The organism is Salipiger thiooxidans, assembly GCF_900102075.1.
GTDB classification, from domain to species: domain Bacteria; phylum Pseudomonadota; class Alphaproteobacteria; order Rhodobacterales; family Rhodobacteraceae; genus Salipiger; species Salipiger thiooxidans.
Window position 1 is genome coordinate 1 of record NZ_FNAV01000031.1, and the last position, 17,659, is coordinate 17,659.

Here is a 17,659-nt window from a genome sequence, read left to right on the forward strand (position 1 = left end):
AACCCGGTTGTCTGCCGGAGCGCCATGCCGAACAAAACCTTCATCGAAAGGCACGTCTGGATAGCGGCATCGCTGTAGGTCTGCTGTCGGCCACCCCGGCCTGTCGCCGCGCCATCCCAGCTCATCTCAGGGTCGAACCAACCTCTCGTGACATTGCTGCGCAATGCACTGCCGGTCAGTGGATCGTCAGCGAACCCCGGCGCTTGAGCGCTTCGTTATAGGCTGGCCAGTTCCTGGTCCTGTAGGTCGCGGGTATGGGTCTGCTCATGCATCCCGGCTACCACGCTGGATTCACAAGATGAATCCCTCACGCGATTTGTGCAACAGAGCCAGGTGAAGGAGCTCTATGCCAAGATCCGGGAGCTGGCGGTGGCCAACTCTTTTTGGGATCGAAAGCTGAAGCCTTGGGGCGGGAAGCGAGGCGCGGCATGATCGAGCCTGACCACCCGGATCTGTCGATCGGCCAGCAGTGCAAGTTGCTGTCGATCGCGCGTTCGTCTTTCTTCCCCGGCTCGGAGGGCACGCTGGGGCCGATCACACGCATCCGGGTGAAGCTCCGCCCGCTGCCGAAGGAAAAGCGCCTCGTGGTCGCGGGCTTTGCCAACTTCCGCGCCTCGCTGGCAGCCGCGATGCCGCTGCTGCAGGACAACCCGACCGCCATCGAAGTGATGGATGAAAGGGTGCAGGCGCTGGCCGATGAGGCCGGTCTGCTTGGCCGCGTGCCCGAGACCCTGCGTCCGCAGGACGGTGAGGCGCTGGCCTACACCTTCGTTGAATTCAATGGCAATGATGCGGCGGAACTCGAGACGCGCATCGCCGCCTGCGAGGCGCGTCTGCAGGGCTTGCCCGGCATCCGGGCGGTGCATGTCGCCGCGGGCAACGACGAGATCCGCGAGCTCTGGGCGATCCGTTCGGCCGGTGTCGGACTTTTGGGCAAGGTCGAGGGCCGCGCCCGACCGGTGGCCTTCGTCGAGGATTGCGTGGTGCCGCGCGAGACGCTGCCGGAGTTCCTTGATGGATTTCTCGACATCCTCACCCGGCACGGTCTAAGCTTCGGCATCTATGGGCACGTCGACGTCTGCTGCCTGCACATCTGCCCCGCGCTGGACATCGACGCCGAGGCAGACCGTGCGCGGCTGGTGCAGGTCTCGGACCAGATTTTCGCGTTGGTGAACCGGCATGGCGGCATATTCTGGGGAGAACATGGCAAGGGGGTGCGCGGTGCTTGTCTCGAGGGCTGGATCGGGCCAGAGGCCTACGCCGCCTTGCAGGGGGTAAAGGCCGCCTTCGATCCCGCGTGACGCTACAATCCCGACAAGCTGGTGGCCACGGACACGCCGGTCATGGGCATCGCCACGACGCCGTTCCGGCCCTTCAACGCGCCCAACGGCGATCCGCTGGAAAAGGCCTGCCGCTGCAACGGCAACGCGCAATGCCTGAGCTACGCGGCCAGCGTGCCCATGTGCCCGTCGTTCAAGGCGACGGGCGACGTGCGCCACTCACCAAAGGGCCGGGCCGATGCGCTGCGGGCGTGGCACGAGGACCGGCGGACCGCAGAGGCGACGATTGACGAGGCGGATCTTCTTGGCACGCTCGACACCTGCCTCGGTTGCAAGGCCTGCTCCACGACCTGCCCGGTGCAGGTGGACATTCCGGCGATGCGCGCGGCGTTCTACGCGGATGTCTACACCCGCAAGGCGCGGCCGTTGGCGGACCGGGCGATGCTGCTGGCCGAACTTCTGAGCCCGCTCATGCTGCGCGCGTCGACCGTGATACGCCCCTTCTGGCCGCTCGCGCGGCGCGCCGCTGAGGCCGTGCTGGGCGTGACAGACCTGCCCGCTGATCTGGCGCAGCCCTTGCCGCGTTCGGCACGGGTCTCCCTGTCTGAGCTCAAACAGCGCGCGCTTCCGGAGCGCGCGTTTCTTGTGTGGAGGGATTGGTTCTCGGCGCTCTATGACGGCGCGACGCAGCGCGATGTCTATCAAGGCCTCACGGCCCTCGGCTATGTGCCGCTCTTTGTCGAGATGCTGCCAGCGGGCAAAGTGGCGGGTGACCTTGGCGACCGGGCGGGGTTTGCGAAGATGGCGGGGCGTTTGGTGGCGGCGCTCAGCGACGGGGCGGCCAGCGGTGCGCCGGAGGTGCTCTTGCCGCAGGAATTTCTTGCGGCGGAGGTCCGGCGCGGCGCCACCGGATATCCGGCTTGTTTGCCGGGAACCCACGCAGCTGCTGAAGACCAGATCCAAGGCCATCAAATGCCGCGGCGAAAGAGATGGTTCGACGCCCGCACCGTCTCGCAAATGCCCTGCAAGCTCTTCGGACAAGGAGTGTCTACAGAGGCTTATTGATCGAACTCCAGATGAATCTTCTCCGAAACTTCGGAGCGCTCGGTAAAGCGGTCGATGCCATAGCTGGAGATATCAACTGGCGACGCCTCACCCCGCACCAACGCGGCGAGGCACTGGCCGACGGCCGGTGCGATCTGGAAGCCCCCGCCGCTGCCGCCGAAGGCGTGGAACAGGCCCGGCATGGTGGTGCTGGGCCCGATCACCGGCAGCATGTCCGGCAGGTAGCCTTCGACCCCGGACCACACGCGGATGACCTCGGCCCGCGCCAGCATCGGGATGCATTGAGCCAACTCGCGCATCCCACGCAGTGTTTTGGCGGGCGGGACATGTGTGAAAGCGCCTGATGGCAAGGAGTGGGTGCGCGGATAGCCCGAGAAGATAATGTTGCCGCGCGGGATCTGCCGCACGATGACATCGCCCTCGACCATGTGCACCGAAGGGTGCAACCGGTGCGGCAGGGGTTCGGTGACGAATTGCGGCGGGCCGGCGCTGAACATCGGCACGGGCTCGCCGGCCTTCTCGGCCAGCGCCCCAGACCAGGCTCCGGCGGCGTTCACCAGCTTTGGCGCCTCGAAGCGGCGGCCGTCGGTACTCGTGACGGCAAAGCCTCCGGAGGTGACGTCGAAGCCGGCCATCTCGCAGCCCTCGATCACCGTGCCACCGGCGCGGACCATCGCCCGGGCGACGGGCGGCGTGCTGAGCCGGGGATTGGCGACGGCGCTGCGCGGGCTGAAGGCGGCAAGGCGAATGCGGTCCGATAGGAAGCCAAACCGCTCGCGCAGGAGCGCGCCCTCGAGAAGCTGCGACTCGACTCCGAACCGCGTGGCGGTTTCGACATCCTTGCGCAGCTGGGTCTCGCCCCGCTCGCCGCCAGCGAAATAGAGATGCCCGGTGCGGTCGATCTCGCAGTCCTCACCCGTCAGGCTACCATAATTCTCCCAGAGCTCCTGCGCGCGGATCGACAGGGGGTATTGCCGTGCCGAGCGTCCATGCAGGCGGAGGTTGCCGAAGTTGGTGGCCGAGGCCTGTGCCCCGATCTGCCCCTTCTCGAGGAGCGTCACCCTCAGACCCGCCCGCGCCAGAAACAGCCCGGTGAAGGTGCCGAACAGCCCTCCGCCGATCACGAGCACATCGCTTTGCAGGGCCGGGCTCATGTGTCTTCCCCTTCTGCTGCGATGGGGCCGGCATCGAAGACCAGTGGGATGGGCCGGATCGGTGCCTGTGTCCGCAGACGGCCGGGCGGTTCACCGGTGGCCGAGGCCACGATCTCGCCAAGCGCGGGCCCGCAGAAACGGCCCTGGCAGCGCCCCATGCCGCAGCGGGTGATGGACTTAACGCGGTTCACCTCGATCGGGCCGGAGGGCGTGTCGAGCGCAGCGCGGATCTCGCCTGCCGTGACCCGCTCGCAGCGGCAGATCAGGACATCGTCGGCGAGGGAGGCGGCCTGCTTGGCAGGCCAGCGGAAGGCGTCAGTCATCGCCCGCTGGAACCCGTGCTGCTTGCGCAGGCGCCGCGTGTTGCGCTGGACTTGGCGTGCGTCGGCGGCCCGCCCGAGGCTTTCCAGCAGGCTCTGCGCCGCGAGGCGCCCGGCGGCATCCGCCGCATCGGCACCGCCGATGCGCGCGCTATCTCCCGCAAGCCAGAGCCGTTCGCCTGCGCGTCCCATGTCGTCGGTGCGGGGAAACCACTGCCGGAAGTCTGGATCGAACGCGAAGGTCGCGCCAGCCAGCTCGGCCAGCTGTGTCTCCGCCCGCAGCCCGTGTCCCAGCGCCACCGCATCCGCCTCGGCGGTCATGTCGCGCCCGCGGGCTGTGGTGTAGCGCAGCCGTTGCACGCGGCTGTCCCCCTCGATCCGGTCCAGCCGAACGCCCGAGCGCAGCGTGACCCCGCCCCGCCTGAGCTCGGCGATCAGCGACAGGCCCTGAAGAGCGGTGCGGGGCTCGTGGCGCAGCATCGCGGGAAAGGCCCGGGCCTTGCCGCTGGCAGGGGTTGTGTCGAGCACGGTCAGGTCGCGATGCCCGAGCCGCAGGTACTGCGCCGCCGCGAGGTAGAGCAGTGGCGAGGACCCGGCGAACACCACCTTCTGACCGATGAAGCTGGCATGCCGTTTCAGTGCCACCTGCGCACCACCCAGCGTGAACACACCCGGCAGGGTCCAGCCCGGCATGGGCATGAGCCGGTCGGTCGCGCCGACGGCGATGACGAGATGGGTATAGGTCAGGCTGTCGAACCCGTCCGGGCCAAGCAGCTCCAGCCGGTTGTCGTGGCAGGCCCAGGCCAGCGTACCCGTGCGAAAATCGCACTGCTGCAACACCGCGTCCTCGGCGTCTTCTCGGCGGGCGATGGCCTCGGCCGAGGCGCCGAACAGCGCCGGACGATGCGGGGCGGTCATCGGCGACAGGCGCCGGGTGCCCTGGCCGCCTGCCAGCGGGCTTTCCTCCAGCACGATGGGCCGCAGCCCCGCCTCGACCAGCGTGCGCGCTGCGGCAAGACCGGCAGGTCCTGCGCCGACGATGACGATCCTCGTGTCGGTCTGCATCTCAGTCGGACCCGCCGTGGGGGCGTGAGCGCAGGCGCAGGCCGTCGCGGGCCTCGGTCATGCATCCGCGCAGGCGCCTGCCGTCCTCGTCCCACATGGTGCATTCCTGGCAACTGCCCATCAGGCAGAACCCGGCGCGACCGCCTCCGTCGAACTCGTTGACGCCGCAGCGCTCCCGCGAGGCCAGCACTGCCGCCAGCAGCGTGTCATTGGGCCGTGCGGTAATTTCTTCGCCGTCGAATTCGAAGCGCAGCGGGCGCGGGGCGCCGGGGTCGATGGGATGAAAGAGATGGTGCGCCATAGGTATTACCATGCAATATCTACTATGGCAGTATGAGAAATCACAATTGCTCCTTCGTCAAGCCTCCACGTTCGCGGCGGCCTTTGGTCCGCGTCAGGAGAAGGAGATGGACCGTGCCGCCGCGAGGATCATTGGCGCGAAAGAGGCTTCGAGCTGTTCGCGCGTGTAGCGCAGGGTCGAGAGCGCCAGCGAGACCGCCCCGATCATCTGTCCCTGCGCGCCCAGGATCGGCGCCGCAATGGAGGCATCGGCGTGGTAGATTTCTTCGAAGGCGGTGGCATAGCCCTTGAGCCTTGCCTCCTCGATGATCTCCTTAAGCCTGCTGATGTCGGTCACGGTGTTCTGCGTGTGGGCCCGAATCTCCGAGGCTTCGAGAATCGAGGCGATCTCTTCGGGAGGCAGGCGCGACAGCATCGCACGGCCGGGGGCCATGCAGTAGGCGGGTAGACGGGTGCCGATTGTCACGTCCGTATGGAGCACGTGCCGGCTCAAGAAGCGCGAGATGAAGACAATCTCGGTGCCATCCAGAACGGTCAGGTTCACGGTCTCCTCGGTTTCCTTGCTCAGGTATTGCAGCACCGGCATCGCCCGGTCCACGAGTCGCGATGTCCGGGTGAAATGATGCGCGAGATCCAATGTCTTGACTGACAGCTGGAACTGCCGCGTGCGCGTGTCCTTCTCGAGATACCCCAGGCTTTCCAGCGTGTGTGCAAAGCGTTGCGCACCGCTGAGGTCCATGCCGGTCTGCTCCGCGATGTCCGAAAGGGTCATTTGCGGATGCTGCCCGTTAAAGGCCTCGAGGACGCGGAACGCCTTGGCCACCGATTGCACCATCAGCGGGTCCGCCCGCTTTGCCGGCTTCTTCTTTTCTTCTGCCACCACTTCGTTCCTCGATCCCGGCTACGACACGCACCATGCACCTGCGTCGGCACTGCGTTTCTTTCTGTAACACGGGTCGAATTTCAACCGACAGGCTCAAGACGATTGACAAACCCGCGTTCAATCATTTTTATCCAATAAGAACTATCACAATGCAATGGATACTATGGACAACTTCATCCTGACCGAGAAAACCGACAACGTGTTGACCATCACGTTGAACCGTCCTGAGAAGATGAATGCCTGGAACGCGTCCATGCGTGACATGCTCATTGAGGCGTTCGAAACCGCAGAGGCGGATGACGAGGTCCGCGCCATCATCCTGACGGGTGCGGGCGACCGGGCCTTCGGCGCCGGACAGGACCTGAGCGAGAGCAAGACCTTCGACGCGGACCGCACCGAAAGCTGGATGGGCGAGTGGAAAAAGCTCTACGCCTGCCTGCGCGACAGCTCCAAACCCATCGTCGCGGCGCTCAACGGCGTGGCTGCGGGCTCTGCTTTCCAGGTGGCGCTGCTGTGCGACCTGCGCGTGGCGCACTCCGGCGTGCGCATGGGCCAGCCCGAGATCCTTTCGGGCATTCCGACCGTCACCGGCAACTGGGTGATGCGCGACATGATCGGCATTGCCCGCACCATCGACCTGACCTTCACGGGACGGATGCTCGACGCCAAGGAAGCGTATGAGTGGGGCCTGATCAGCCGCCTGGTCGACCAGGACAAGGTTATGTCCGCGTCGATGGAACTGGCACGGGACCTGGCGGCCAAGCCCCCGGTGGCGATGCGCCTGAACCGTCAGCGCATCAAGGAAGTCACCCAGGAAGGCTACGAAGATGCCATGCAGGCAGGCGTCCGCATCCAGCTCGAGGCCTATGCCACCGGCGAGCCCCAACGGATGATGGAAGAGTTCTTCGCCAAGCGTGCAAAGGCCTGACCGGCACGCGGTGATCTTCCCGAAAGACCGCGGCTTCCGCCCCGGCGGCGGGCGTCGCTCAATCAGATCAACAATAAACCAAGCCAACCTTCCAACAGAGGTACCCCCCATGACCAAGACCGACAGATCGCGCCTGAGCCGCCGCAGCATGCTGGCCATCGGCACGGCCGCCCTCGCGACCCCGATGCTGGGCCGCAGGGCGAATGCACAGACCACCTCGCTGACCGTCGCTGACCCGGGCGGCCCGTTCAACGCCGGCTTCAGCAAGGCTTTCTACGAGCCCTTCACCGCCGAAACCGGCATCGAGATCGTGCCCGTCGCCCGCGACGCCGAGCCGACCGCGCAGTTCAAGTCGATCGTCGAAACCGGCAGTTACATCTGGGATGTCTGTACCCTGACCCTGTCGGCGCGCCTGATCCTGGAGAAGGAGGACCTGCTCGACGACATCCAGCTTGACCCGGCGCTGGCCGAGAACATGATGCCGGGCTCGGTACATTCGAACTTCCTGGGCACCGACGTTTACGCGACGATCTCGGCCTTCAACACGCAGAACATGGAGAACGGTCCGTCGAGCTGGGCTGATTTCTGGGACACCGACGCGTTCCCCGGCCGCCGCGCCCTGCGCCGCAACCCGATCGACACGCTGGAACAGGCGCTGATGGCTGACGGTGTCGCGCCCGAGGACCTGTACCCGCTCGACGTGGACCGCGCCTTTGCCAAGCTTGACGAAATCAAGGACCACATCGACGTGTGGTGGACCGGCGGCGCGCAGTCGACGCAGCTGCTGCAAAGTGGTGAGGTCGATATGCTGGCTGGATGGAACGCCCGCCTGCAATCGGCCATCGACACCGGCACCCCGGCTGAGCTGGTCTGGAACCAAGGTCTTTACTCTATCGAGGGCTGGGGCCTGCCCAAGGGTGGCCCGAACGTCGACGCCGCGCGCCAGTTCCTGGCCTTCTGCGCCCGTCCCGAGCAGCAGGCGTTGTTCACCGACGACCTGTCCTACGGCCCGACGAACCTGTCGGCCTACGAGCACATCTCCGAAGAGCGCGCCAAGGTGCTCACGACCGCGCCGGCAAACCTTGAGGGCATGGTGCTGGCGGACGAGAGCTGGTGGGAGGCGAACCGCGCCGAGATGACCGAGCGGTTCAATCTCTGGCTCCTGATGTGATACGACTCCTGCCAGCGGCCCCTTAGCGGAGGTCGCTGGCAGGTCCCCAAACTCTTCGCGACACACGTCAAGACGTCCGCTCCGCGCGGCGACCGGCCCGTTACGCTCGGGCCCCGGGCAAGGCCCGTCGCCGATAAAGACCAAGTGCCCGGCACGCTCCGACAGAGGCATCCCCTTCATGAACATTTCCACCCCTTCCGCCGCCACGGCCTCTCCTGCCGCAAAGATCAGGATCGACGGCCTGTCCAAGACATACGGCACGTTCACCGCCCTCGAACCCACGACACTGGACGTTCAGCGGGGTGAATTCCTCACGCTGCTCGGCCCCTCGGGATCGGGCAAGACAACGCTGCTGCAAATGGTCTCGGGGCTCACCCCCGCGACCTCGGGGCGGCTTTCGATCGACGGCGAGAACTGGACCGACCGGCCCGTGCACGAGCGCGGCATGGGGCTGGTGTTCCAGCATTACGCGCTGTTCCCGCACATGACCGTCGAAGAGAACGTCGCCTTCCCGCTGAAGATGCGGAACCAACCCGCCGACCAGATCAGGGCGGCAGTGGCCGAGACGCTGGAGAAGGTGCAGCTCGACAAGTTCGCGCACCGCTTCCCCCGCGAGCTCTCGGGTGGCCAGCAGCAGCGCGTGGCCCTGGCCCGCTGCTTTGTTTTCCGCCCCGAGATCATCCTCATGGACGAGCCCCTGGGCGCGCTCGACAAGGCCCTGCGCGAGACCATGCAGCTGGAGATCCGCCGCCTGCACCGCGAGTTCGGCACCACGCTGATCTATGTCACCCACGACCAGGAAGAGGCCCTGGTGATGTCTGACCGGATCTGCGTGATGAACCACGCCAAGGTCGAGCAGCTGGGCACCCCGAGCCAGATCTACTCGGATCCCGAGACGATCTTTGCCGCGACCTTCATCGGTCACTCGAACCTGCTGCAAGGCACGCTTGCCGGCACCGATGACCAGGGCAACACGCTGATCCGGACCGCTGCCGGGACCTTCGCGGGCCGCATGGGCGCCCGTGACGCCGATGCCGGGGCTCACGCCCTGATCGTGCGCCCCGAGCGGGTGTCGCTCGGCGCGGCCACCGGCCCAGGCATGAACGAGCTGCGCGCCACGCTGCGCGACGTGGTCTACATCGGCTCGGACAACCGGCTGCTGCTCGACCTGCCCGACGGCACGGAATTCACCCTGCGGCGCGATCCCGGTGCCGACATCGGCGCCGAGATCGGCCAAGAGATCACTGTTCATTGGCCCATCGAGGCAGGCCGGGTGGTGTCATGAGCAGCGTGACCTCGAACATCTCCGCCCGGGGTGGCGCGCTGTCGCGTCTCAAGCTCGGGCCGCTCTGGCTCGCCGCGCCGGCACTGGCATTTGTCGCGGTGTTCCTCCTGCTGCCGATGCTGCGGCTGATCGGCCTGAGTTTCTCTGGCGAGGAGACCGCCGGCGTTTCACTGGAGCATTACCAGCACCTCGCAGACACACCGATCTACATGCGGATCCTGTGGATCACCTTCCGGATCTCGATCCTGACGGCTTTCTTCTCGGTGCTGCTGGGTTATCCGGTAGCCGCCTGGCTGGCGCGCCTTCCGGACAGCCGCCGCAACAAGTGGCTGTTCCTGGTGCTGCTGCCCTTCTGGACATCTTACCTGGTCAAGACCTTCGCCTGGATGATCATGCTGGGTGACCGGGGCCTGTTCAATTCGATCCTCACCGGGACCGGCGTCACCGACGGCTCACTGGACCTGATGTACAACGAGTTCGGCGTGCTGGTGGGCATGGTCCACGCGATGATGCCGCTGGCGATCCTGACGATGGTGCCCGTGATGACCGGCATCGACCAGCGCCTGCCGCTGGCGGCGGGCAGCCTCGGTGCCAAGCGCGCGCAGCGCTTCTGGCTGATCGAGTTCCCGCTGGCGATGCCCGGCGTGGCCGCCGGTGGCCTGCTGACCTTCATCACCTCGCTCGGCTTCTTCATCGTGCCGGCCTACCTTGGTGGCCGGGGCCAGACGATGCTGGCGCAGATCATCATCATGCAGGTGCAGGAGCTCGTGAACTGGGCCTTTGCCGCCGTGCTGTCGGTCATGCTCGTCGCCGCTGCCCTCGTGGCAATCTGGATCTACGACCAGTTCTTCGGCCTTTCGTCGCTGACACAGGCCAGCTCCACCGGGGCGAAGGGGTCCAAGACGGGGGCGCAGTGGCTGCGCGGTGCCGGGCAGAAGGTCCTGGCCGGGCTTGCTTGGATCTGCTCGCCCTTCAACCGGCTCGGGGACCGTGGTGACGATGGTCCCAAGCCCGTCCGGGCAGCCTATCTGGGGGTTCTGTTCCTGTTCCTTCTGGCCCCGGCGATCATCGTCCTGCCGCTGGCCTTCACCGCCGAGCAGGCGCTGACCTTCCCGCCGCCGTCCTACTCGACGCGCTGGTTCTCCGAGTACTTCGGCTCGCAGATCTGGATCTCGGCAACCCTGCGCAGCTTCGGCGTCGCCTTCGCCACCGCCATCCTGGCCACGCTGCTGGGCGGCATGGCGGCTCTGGCACTGGCGCGCTCGGACAGCAAGTGGGGCAAGGCCGTCTTCGGCCTGATGCTGGCGCCGATGATCGTGCCGCGCATCGTCATCGCGGTGGGGCTGTTCTACCTGATGGCACAGATCGGGCTGGTGGCCTCCAACATCGGCCTGATCATCGGCCACACGCTGCTGGCGATCCCCTTCACCTTCATCGCCATCGGCGCGGTGCTCAAGGGCTACGACTGGCGTCTTGACCAAGCGGCAGCCACGCTCGGCGCGGGGCGGATCAAGGTTCTGAGGCTGATCACCCTGCCGCTGCTGCGGGGCGGTATCATCTCGGCTGCACTCTTTGCCTTCGTGACGAGCTTCGACGAGCTGACCATCGCGCTGTTCATCTCGGGCGGTCTGAAATCGACCCTGCCCAAGCAGATGTGGGACGACATGTACCTTCAGCTGAACCCGACACTGGCCGCCGTGTCCGTCGTGGTGCTGGTGATCGTCACGGTGATCCTGCTGCTGGCGCAGCGTGTGCAGAAATCCTGACGCCCTCTCCCTCGCCGCGCCACCTTTCCGTGGCGCGGCGCTCTGATCCATTTCGAGGAAGACCATGAACATCCAAGGCTTGGCAAAGACCTTCATCGAACAGGCCCAAAAGACGCCTGACCGGGTCTTTGCCCGCACCACCGACGGCACCGTCCTCAGCTTCCGGGCGCTGTCCGATGCGGCGGACGCCATGATCGCATGGCTTGCCGAACACGGCGTGCGCCCAGGCGACACAGTGGCCGTCATGACACGCAACAGCCCCGCCACGCTGGCCCTCGTTCACGGGCTGCTCCGGTCGGGCATGATCTGGGTGCCGGTGAACCCCGCGCTCGTCGGCGACGGGCTGGTTCACGCCATCCGGCTCGTGGATGCCGCCATCGCGGTCTGCGACCCCGAGCTCGAGGCCACGCTTGCCGCATGCGAGGCGCAGCCGCGCGAGGGTATCCTCGTGCTGCACAGCCGCGACCTTCCCGCCGCCCCGGCGATGCGCCCCGCCTTCGAGGTGGCCGAGCCGACCGGGCTTGCCTCGATCATGTTCACCTCTGGCACCACCGGCCCGGCCAAGGGCGTGCGCGTCACACAGACCATGCTCGAGATCGCCGCCCGCGGTGTCGAGGAGGTCGGCCGCCTTCAGGATGGTGACAACCTCTTCATGTGGGAACCGATCTACCATGTCGGCGGCGCGCAGGTGATGGTTTTGCCGATCCTGCGCGATGTCAGCCTGACCATCGCCGAAAAGTTCTCGGCCAGCCGCTTCTGGCGTGAGGTGTCTGAGGCGGGCTGCACCCACATTCACCACCTCGGCGGCATTCTGCAGATCCTGCTCAAGCAACCGCCGTCGGATCTCGACCGGAGCCACGGCGTGCGCATCGCCTGGGGCGGCGGCTGCCCGGCTTCGGCCTGGCGCGATTTCGAGGACCGGTTCGGCATCACCATCACCGAATGCTACGGCCAGACCGAGGCGTCCTCGATCAGCTGCGCCAACTCCGAGGGGATCGTCGGGGCCATCGGCCGCCCGCTGCCCTGGTTCGACTTCAAGGTGAAGGACGAGGCGGGACGCATCCTTGGGCCCGGGGACGGACGCGGCGAGATCGTGATCACCTCGACGATCGAGGGCGCGATCTTCGCCGGCTACCACAATGCTCCCGAGGCCACGGCCAAAGCCCTGCAGGCCGACGGGTTCCACACCGGCGACACGGGGTCCTGGGGTGAGGACGGGATGCTGCGCTTCCACGGCCGCGTCGGCGACAGCGTGCGCTGCAAGGGCGAGAACGTCTCGGCCCACGAGGTTGAGAGCGTCGCCAACCGGCACCCGCAGATCGAGGAATCTGCGATGGTTGGTGTGCCCGCCGAGATCGGGGAGTACGACATCCAGCTCTTCGTGAGGCCCACCCCGGGCAGCACGCCCGATGCCGAGGCGATCAGCATCTGGCTGCGGGACAAGCTGGCACCCTACCAGCAGCCGCGGTTCATCGCCTTCATCGACGAGTTCCCCAAGACCCCCAGCCAGCGGATCCGCAAGCACCTGCTGCCCAAAGCTCCCGACCGCTGGGAGCGCGCGACCACCCGAAAGGCCTCCACCGTATGACCACTGACGTCCTGATCACCGGCACCGGCATGTTCGCCGGTCGTATCGCGCTCGACATTGCTGCCACCGCGAAGGAGCCCGTTTCCGTCGTTATCGCCGGGCGGAACGTCGACCGGCTGCAATGGCTGCAGACCGCCGGCAATGCCCGGGCGGCCATGTTCGGCACCCCTGCCACCTTCCGCGCGCACCGGATCGACCTGCTCGAGGAGGGCGCGAGCGAGGCGCTGCTGTCCGAACTGAAGCCGCGTATCGTAGTTCAGGCAGCCTCGATCCAGACCTCGTCGGTGATCTCGGACCAGGGCTCGCGCTGGACGCAGCTGGTGGCGGAGGGCGGCCTGAGCGCCACGGCGGTCTTTCAGGCGCTGATGTCCTCGCGCATGGCGGCGGCGATCACGAAGCTCTGCCCGAAGACCCCGCTGATCAACTGCTCCTTCCCGGACGTGGTCAACGTCATGATCACCGCGATGGGCCATGACGTGCTGTGCGGCACCGGCAACGTGGCCATCCTGTCCAACGTCTTCCGGGGCGCTCCCGCCCGTCCCGAGGGCACCTTGCGGGTGCTGGCGCATTATCAGTGCCTGAAGCCCTGGCGGCAGCCGGCGACAGAGCGTACCGGCCCCGCGCCGCGCATCTTTGCCGACGATACCGAGGTTGCCGATCCCTTCGCGACCTTCGCCGAGTGCAAGCTGACCCCCGAACCCGCGATCGAGATTTCCGGCGCCAGCGGCGTCACCCTGATCCTCGCCCTCGCGGCGGGGACGCCGTGGAGCGGCCATGTGCCCGGACCGTGCGGCTTGCCCGGCGGCTACCCGGTGACTCTGTCCGAGGCGGGGGTCATGAGCCTCGACCTGCCGGCCAGCGTGACCGAGGCCGAGGCCGTTGCCTGGAACGACGCCTTCGAGCATGCGGGCGGTCTCACCGTGTCCGGCAGCCGGGCCAGCTATAACGGACGGCTTGCCGAGTTGCTGCGCGCCGAGGGGTTCGCCCATGCGGACGGTTTCGATGTCGCCGACCTGGAGGCCGTGTGCGCCGACATGCTCGGCCTGCGGGACCGGCTGATGTCGGAACCGGCGTGACACGCGACGGGGGAGCGGCGCCGATAACGGCCCGTGACCGGACACATGATACGCGGAGCGGGGCGCCGGGTTTTGGCGCCCCTTTCATGTCGGGACCGCAGCGATATAACCCGTTGCCTTGAGGTCCGCGCTGGCTGACCGGCTTCAGCGGAAGCGGGCGATGTCAAAGTGATGGGGCTCGATGCGGCCCTGCCGCCCTGCCAGCAGGTCCGAGACGAGGTTGGCGGTCCCCGGGGCGCCGCACATGCCCGTCTGCCCGTGGCCGAGGGCCAGCACCAGATCGGGATGGCCGGGGGCGCGGCAGATCACCGGCACCGAGTCTGGCGTGGCGGGACGATGCCCCATCCAGACCGAGCGTGCCTCACCGACGTCCCGGAAGATCCGCCGCGCGGCACCGGTCAGCCGGTCGATGTTGGAGAACTCGGGCGGCTTTCGGGTGCCCGCGACCTCCACGACGCCCACCACGCGCAGACCGTCCTCCATCGGGGTCGCCATGATCTTTTCGGCGATGGGATAGATCGGCTGGCCCGGCATCCGGGGCAGCTCGAGCGTGGCGTGGTAGCCGCGCAGGCTTTCCAGCGGTACCGCCGCGCCCAGCGGTTTCAGCAGGCGGTTGGACCAGATCCCTGCGGCCACGACCACCGTGTCGAAGACCTCTTCTCCGTGGTCGCTGAGCAGGCCCATACCGCGCCCTCCGGGCACCGGCAACAACTTGTGGATGCAGGTCGTGACGAGGCGCGCCCCGTCACGTACGGCGTCCTCGGCGATGGCCCGCACCAGCGCGCCCGGGTTCGGGGTTTGGCCGAAATCGGGAAGATGCAGCGCCCGTGCCAGCCCGGGGCGAAGCGACGGCTCCATCTCAAGCGCCTCGTCGGCGGTCAGCTCGGTCATCCGTACCCCGTGATCACGGCGCAGGGCGCGGCCCGGCGCGTCCTTCTCGTAGGCCTTGTCGCTGTCGTAGACGTAGAGCTGACCGCTGGTGCGCAGAAGGTCGGCGCGCCCCGGCCCGAGCAGCTGGGCGTAATCGGTCAGAGCGCTGCGGTGCAGCTGGTGCAGCGCGGCGGCGGTGCCCTGCAGCCCGGCCGGCCGGCCGGCGCGGGCGAAGCGGCGCAGCCAGGGGGCCGCCACCGGCAAGCGCGGCCAGTGCAGGCGCAGCGGCCCGTCCCCGGCGAGGCTCCAGCGGATGGCGTCGCCGAGTATGCCTGGGCCCGAGGTGCCCGCGATGGAGCCGGGGGCGATGCTGCCGCCATTGCCGAAGGAGGCCGCCTGTCCCGGTCCGCGGGGATCGAAACAGGTGACGGCGTGTCCTTCGCGCCGGAGCACGGCGGTGATGCTGCTGCCGATGATGCCGGCGCCTATGACCGCGATCCGGGCCATCTCAGCGCATGAGGCTCGTGCCGAGACCACGCTCGGCAGCCCGGGTCATCACCAGCCGGGCCACCGCGAGATCGGCCAGCGGCATTCCGGGGAAGAGGAACATCAGGCGTTGCGTGTCGCTTTCGCGCCCGGGGTGCGCCCCGCTCAGCATCGCATAGAGGTCACCATCATAGCGTCCCTGATGGGCCAGCGACGGGTTGCCGCCATTGCGCTCGAGTGCGGCAAGATCGTCGGTGAAGAAGCCGTCCACGTGATCCGAAAGCCCGTCACGCTGCCATGCCCTGCCAAGGTCCACCCCGATGGCAAGCGCTCCGGGCTTCAGCGCCTGCGAACGCACGATCGGCGTGATGCCGTCGATGCTTGGCAGGCAGCTGACCACCACGTCGCTGGTCCCGGCAAGAGCTTCGGGGTCCTGCATCACCTCGGCCTCGAAGCCCATGTCCCGGGCCCGGTCAGCCAGCGCCTCGGCGGAGGCGGTGCTGCGTGAGAACGCCCGCACCTTGCGCAGCCCCGGCAGCACGTCCGCAAGGGCGGCCAGGTTGCTGTGCGCCTGCACGCCGCAGCCAAGCACACCAAGCGTCGACGCCCCCGGCCGGGCGAGCGCCTGCGCCGCCAGCGCGGACAGCGCGGCGGTGCGATGGGTGGTGATCCAGCTGCCGTCCATGATGGCCACGGGCCGGGCGGTGTCGGCGTCGCTGAGGATGATCTGTGCGCTGATCGCCGGCAGACCGCGCTGCGCGTTGGCCGCAGAATAGCCGATCCACTTGGTCACTCCCAGCCCGAGCACGGTATCGGCGTCGGACATGGACATGAAGAAGCGGGTCTCGTCCACCTGCACGCGGGTCTTCAGACCGCCCCTGATGTCCTGCGAGCGCCTCCGTACCGCGTCCCCGATGGCACCGCGAAGGTCGGCAGGCGTGAGACCGAGGGCCTCCACGTCCACGGATGACATGTAGAGAAGGCCGGGGTCTTGTAGCGTTTCGGGTGCCTGGCTGTCGGTCATTCGTGGGCTCCAGCACGGGCCACGGCGCAGGGACGCGCCGTCAACCCATCCGTTCTTCTTGCTGCCTTGATCACCGCCCGTGGGAACCGGCGATGGCGCATGGTATCGGGGGCAGGCCGTCGGCCTGCGTCTCGGGGCGGCACCGCATGTGGCAGCGGTGCCGCCCGAGGGGTGTCAGGCGAGCGTCGCGCAGGCGTCGGCGATGCGTGCCATTGCCGTCCGCAGGGTCTCCACGTCGGTGGCATACGATACCCGGAAATACCCGGGCAGGCCGAAGGCGGTGCCCGGCACCACGGCGACATCCGCCGTTTCCATCAGCCATGCGCAGAACTCTCGGTCGCTTTCGAGGCGCCGGCCGTCCGGTGTCTGCCTGCCCAGCACCCCGCCGCACTCGGCGAAGGCGTAGAAGGCCCCCTCGGGGGTCCGGCAGGCCAGCCCGGGCACGGCCTCGAGCGCTGCGACAACAAGATCGCGGCGGGCGCGGAAGGCTTCGGCACGCTCTGCAAGGAACTCCTGCGGCCCCTCCAGCGCGGCGATCGTCGCCGCCTGGCTGATCGAGCAGGCGGCCGAGGTCGACTGGCTCTGGATCACCGACATGGCCTTGATCAGCGCCTCCGGACCGCCGCCGTAGCCCAGCCTCCAGCCGGTCATGGCATAGGCTTTGGACACGCCGTTGATCGTCAGGGTACGCGGCCTGATCGCGGGCTCCATCGCTGCCGGCGTGGCATGGCGGAAGCCGTCGTAGACGATATGCTCGTACATGTCATCGACCATGAGCCAGACGTCCGGCGCCTCGAGCAGCACATCGATCAGCGGGCGCAGGTGCTCGGCCGCGTAGGCGGCGCCCGAGGGGTTCGAGGGCGAGTTGAGCATCAGCCAGCGGGTGCGCGGGGTGATCGCCTCGCGCAGCTGCGCGGCGCTCAGGCGAAAGCCCTGGTCGGCGGCGCAGGGCACCAGCACCGGCGTGCCGCCGCAAAGCTCGACGATGTCGGAGTAGGTGACCCAGTAGGGGGTCGGGATGATCACTTCGTCCCCCGGGTTCAGCGTTGCCATCATCGCGTTGAAGATCACCTGCTTGGCGCCGGCGCAGGCGATGATCTCTGATGGACGGTAGTCGAGACCGTTCTCGCGGGCGAACTTGCCGGCGATCGCCTTTTTCAGCGCGGCGGTGCCGGTCAGCGCGGTGTACTTGGTCTCACCGCGCTGCATGGCCTCCCACGCGGCCTGCTTGATGTGGTCGGGCGTGTCGAAATCGGGCTCACCCGCCCCGAGCGTTATAATGTCGCGACCCGAGGCGCGCAGCTCTGCGGCACGCGCCCCGATCGCGAGGATTTCGGACACGCCGAGCTGCTCGATGCGCTCGGCGGGCCGGAAGTCGGTTGCGTCGACGTCCTTCAT

15 protein-coding genes and 1 pseudogene are annotated in these 17,659 nt (G+C 67.3%); 8 read left to right on the forward strand and 8 right to left on the reverse strand.

The genetic code is table 11. The features are described from left to right. Positions 1–268 (reverse strand): annotated as a pseudogene (locus tag BLQ77_RS26045) (transposase); the annotation flags it as partial. Positions 269–428: 160 nt separating this feature from the next. Between BLQ77_RS26045 and BLQ77_RS29130 the strand changes: the two are divergent. Both BLQ77_RS29130 and BLQ77_RS29135 read left to right on the forward strand, forming a co-directional pair. Further along, positions 429–1,301: an FAD-binding oxidoreductase gene (locus BLQ77_RS29130; protein ID WP_207545904.1), complete on the forward strand. Its 873-nt coding sequence runs from the start codon at positions 429–431 to the stop codon at positions 1,299–1,301. A gap of 42 nt (positions 1,302–1,343) precedes the next feature. Beyond that, the gene (locus BLQ77_RS29135; RefSeq protein WP_207545905.1) at positions 1,344–2,345 is read left to right on the forward strand and encodes a (Fe-S)-binding protein; all 1,002 of its coding nucleotides are present in this window, start codon (positions 1,344–1,346) and stop codon (positions 2,343–2,345) included. On the opposite strand, the gene BLQ77_RS26055 is transcribed toward BLQ77_RS29135, so the two are convergent. The 4 genes from BLQ77_RS26055 to BLQ77_RS26070 form a co-directional block, all read right to left on the reverse strand. Beyond that, positions 2,339–3,499 (reverse strand): NAD(P)/FAD-dependent oxidoreductase, encoded by a 1,161-nt coding sequence (locus tag BLQ77_RS26055; RefSeq protein WP_089964034.1) that lies wholly within the window; start codon positions 3,497–3,499, stop codon positions 2,339–2,341. The genes BLQ77_RS29135 and BLQ77_RS26055 overlap by 7 nt on opposite strands. Beyond that, positions 3,496–4,884: an FAD/NAD(P)-dependent oxidoreductase gene (locus BLQ77_RS26060; RefSeq protein WP_089964035.1), complete on the reverse strand. Its 1,389-nt coding sequence runs from the start codon at positions 4,882–4,884 to the stop codon at positions 3,496–3,498. Before BLQ77_RS26060 ends, BLQ77_RS26055 begins: the two co-directional genes overlap by 4 nt. Before the next feature lies 1 nt (position 4,885). Beyond that, entirely contained in the window at positions 4,886–5,197 is a 312-nt protein-coding gene (locus BLQ77_RS26065; RefSeq protein ID WP_050782474.1) for a (2Fe-2S)-binding protein, read from the reverse strand. Positions 5,198–5,278: 81 nt separating this feature from the next. Next, complete coding sequence (locus tag BLQ77_RS26070; RefSeq protein WP_242661871.1) at positions 5,279–6,064, reverse strand: IclR family transcriptional regulator; 786 nt, start codon at positions 6,062–6,064, stop codon at positions 5,279–5,281. A 157-nt stretch (positions 6,065–6,221) separates the two neighbouring features. Here BLQ77_RS26070 and BLQ77_RS26075 point away from each other — a divergent pair, with 157 nt between their 5' ends. From BLQ77_RS26075 to BLQ77_RS26100, 6 genes are all read left to right on the forward strand, one after another. Next, positions 6,222–6,995, forward strand: coding sequence for an enoyl-CoA hydratase/isomerase family protein (locus BLQ77_RS26075; protein WP_242661872.1), 774 nt, complete (start codon positions 6,222–6,224; stop codon positions 6,993–6,995). Positions 6,996–7,104: 109 nt separating this feature from the next. Next, complete coding sequence (locus tag BLQ77_RS26080; protein WP_008888067.1) at positions 7,105–8,166, forward strand: ABC transporter substrate-binding protein; 1,062 nt, start codon at positions 7,105–7,107, stop codon at positions 8,164–8,166. A 178-nt stretch (positions 8,167–8,344) separates the two neighbouring features. Next, positions 8,345–9,451, forward strand: a complete 1,107-nt coding sequence (locus tag BLQ77_RS26085; protein ID WP_089964038.1) for an ABC transporter ATP-binding protein — start codon at positions 8,345–8,347, stop codon at positions 9,449–9,451. Continuing rightward, positions 9,448–11,217, forward strand: coding sequence for an ABC transporter permease subunit (locus BLQ77_RS26090; protein WP_089964039.1), 1,770 nt, complete (start codon positions 9,448–9,450; stop codon positions 11,215–11,217). The genes BLQ77_RS26085 and BLQ77_RS26090 overlap by 4 nt, the downstream gene beginning before the upstream one ends. 64 nt (positions 11,218–11,281) lie before the next feature. Continuing rightward, the gene (locus BLQ77_RS26095) at positions 11,282–12,805 is read left to right on the forward strand and encodes a class I adenylate-forming enzyme family protein (RefSeq protein ID WP_089964040.1); all 1,524 of its coding nucleotides are present in this window, start codon (positions 11,282–11,284) and stop codon (positions 12,803–12,805) included. Continuing rightward, entirely contained in the window at positions 12,802–13,881 is a 1,080-nt protein-coding gene (locus BLQ77_RS26100; protein WP_089964041.1) for a hypothetical protein, read from the forward strand. The genes BLQ77_RS26095 and BLQ77_RS26100 overlap by 4 nt, the downstream gene beginning before the upstream one ends. 144 nt (positions 13,882–14,025) lie before the next feature. Here BLQ77_RS26100 and BLQ77_RS26105 read toward each other — a convergent pair whose 3' ends face one another. The 3 genes from BLQ77_RS26105 to BLQ77_RS26115 form a co-directional block, all read right to left on the reverse strand. Continuing rightward, positions 14,026–15,258, reverse strand: a complete 1,233-nt coding sequence (locus BLQ77_RS26105; RefSeq protein WP_089964042.1) for an NAD(P)/FAD-dependent oxidoreductase — start codon at positions 15,256–15,258, stop codon at positions 14,026–14,028. Position 15,259: 1 nt separating this feature from the next. Beyond that, positions 15,260–16,261 carry an ornithine cyclodeaminase family protein gene (locus BLQ77_RS26110; protein WP_089964043.1) on the reverse strand — a complete coding sequence of 334 codons (1,002 nt, stop codon included), beginning with the start codon at positions 16,259–16,261 and terminating at the stop codon, positions 15,260–15,262. A gap of 174 nt (positions 16,262–16,435) precedes the next feature. After that, complete coding sequence (locus BLQ77_RS26115) at positions 16,436–17,659, reverse strand: pyridoxal phosphate-dependent aminotransferase (protein WP_089964044.1); 1,224 nt, start codon at positions 17,657–17,659, stop codon at positions 16,436–16,438.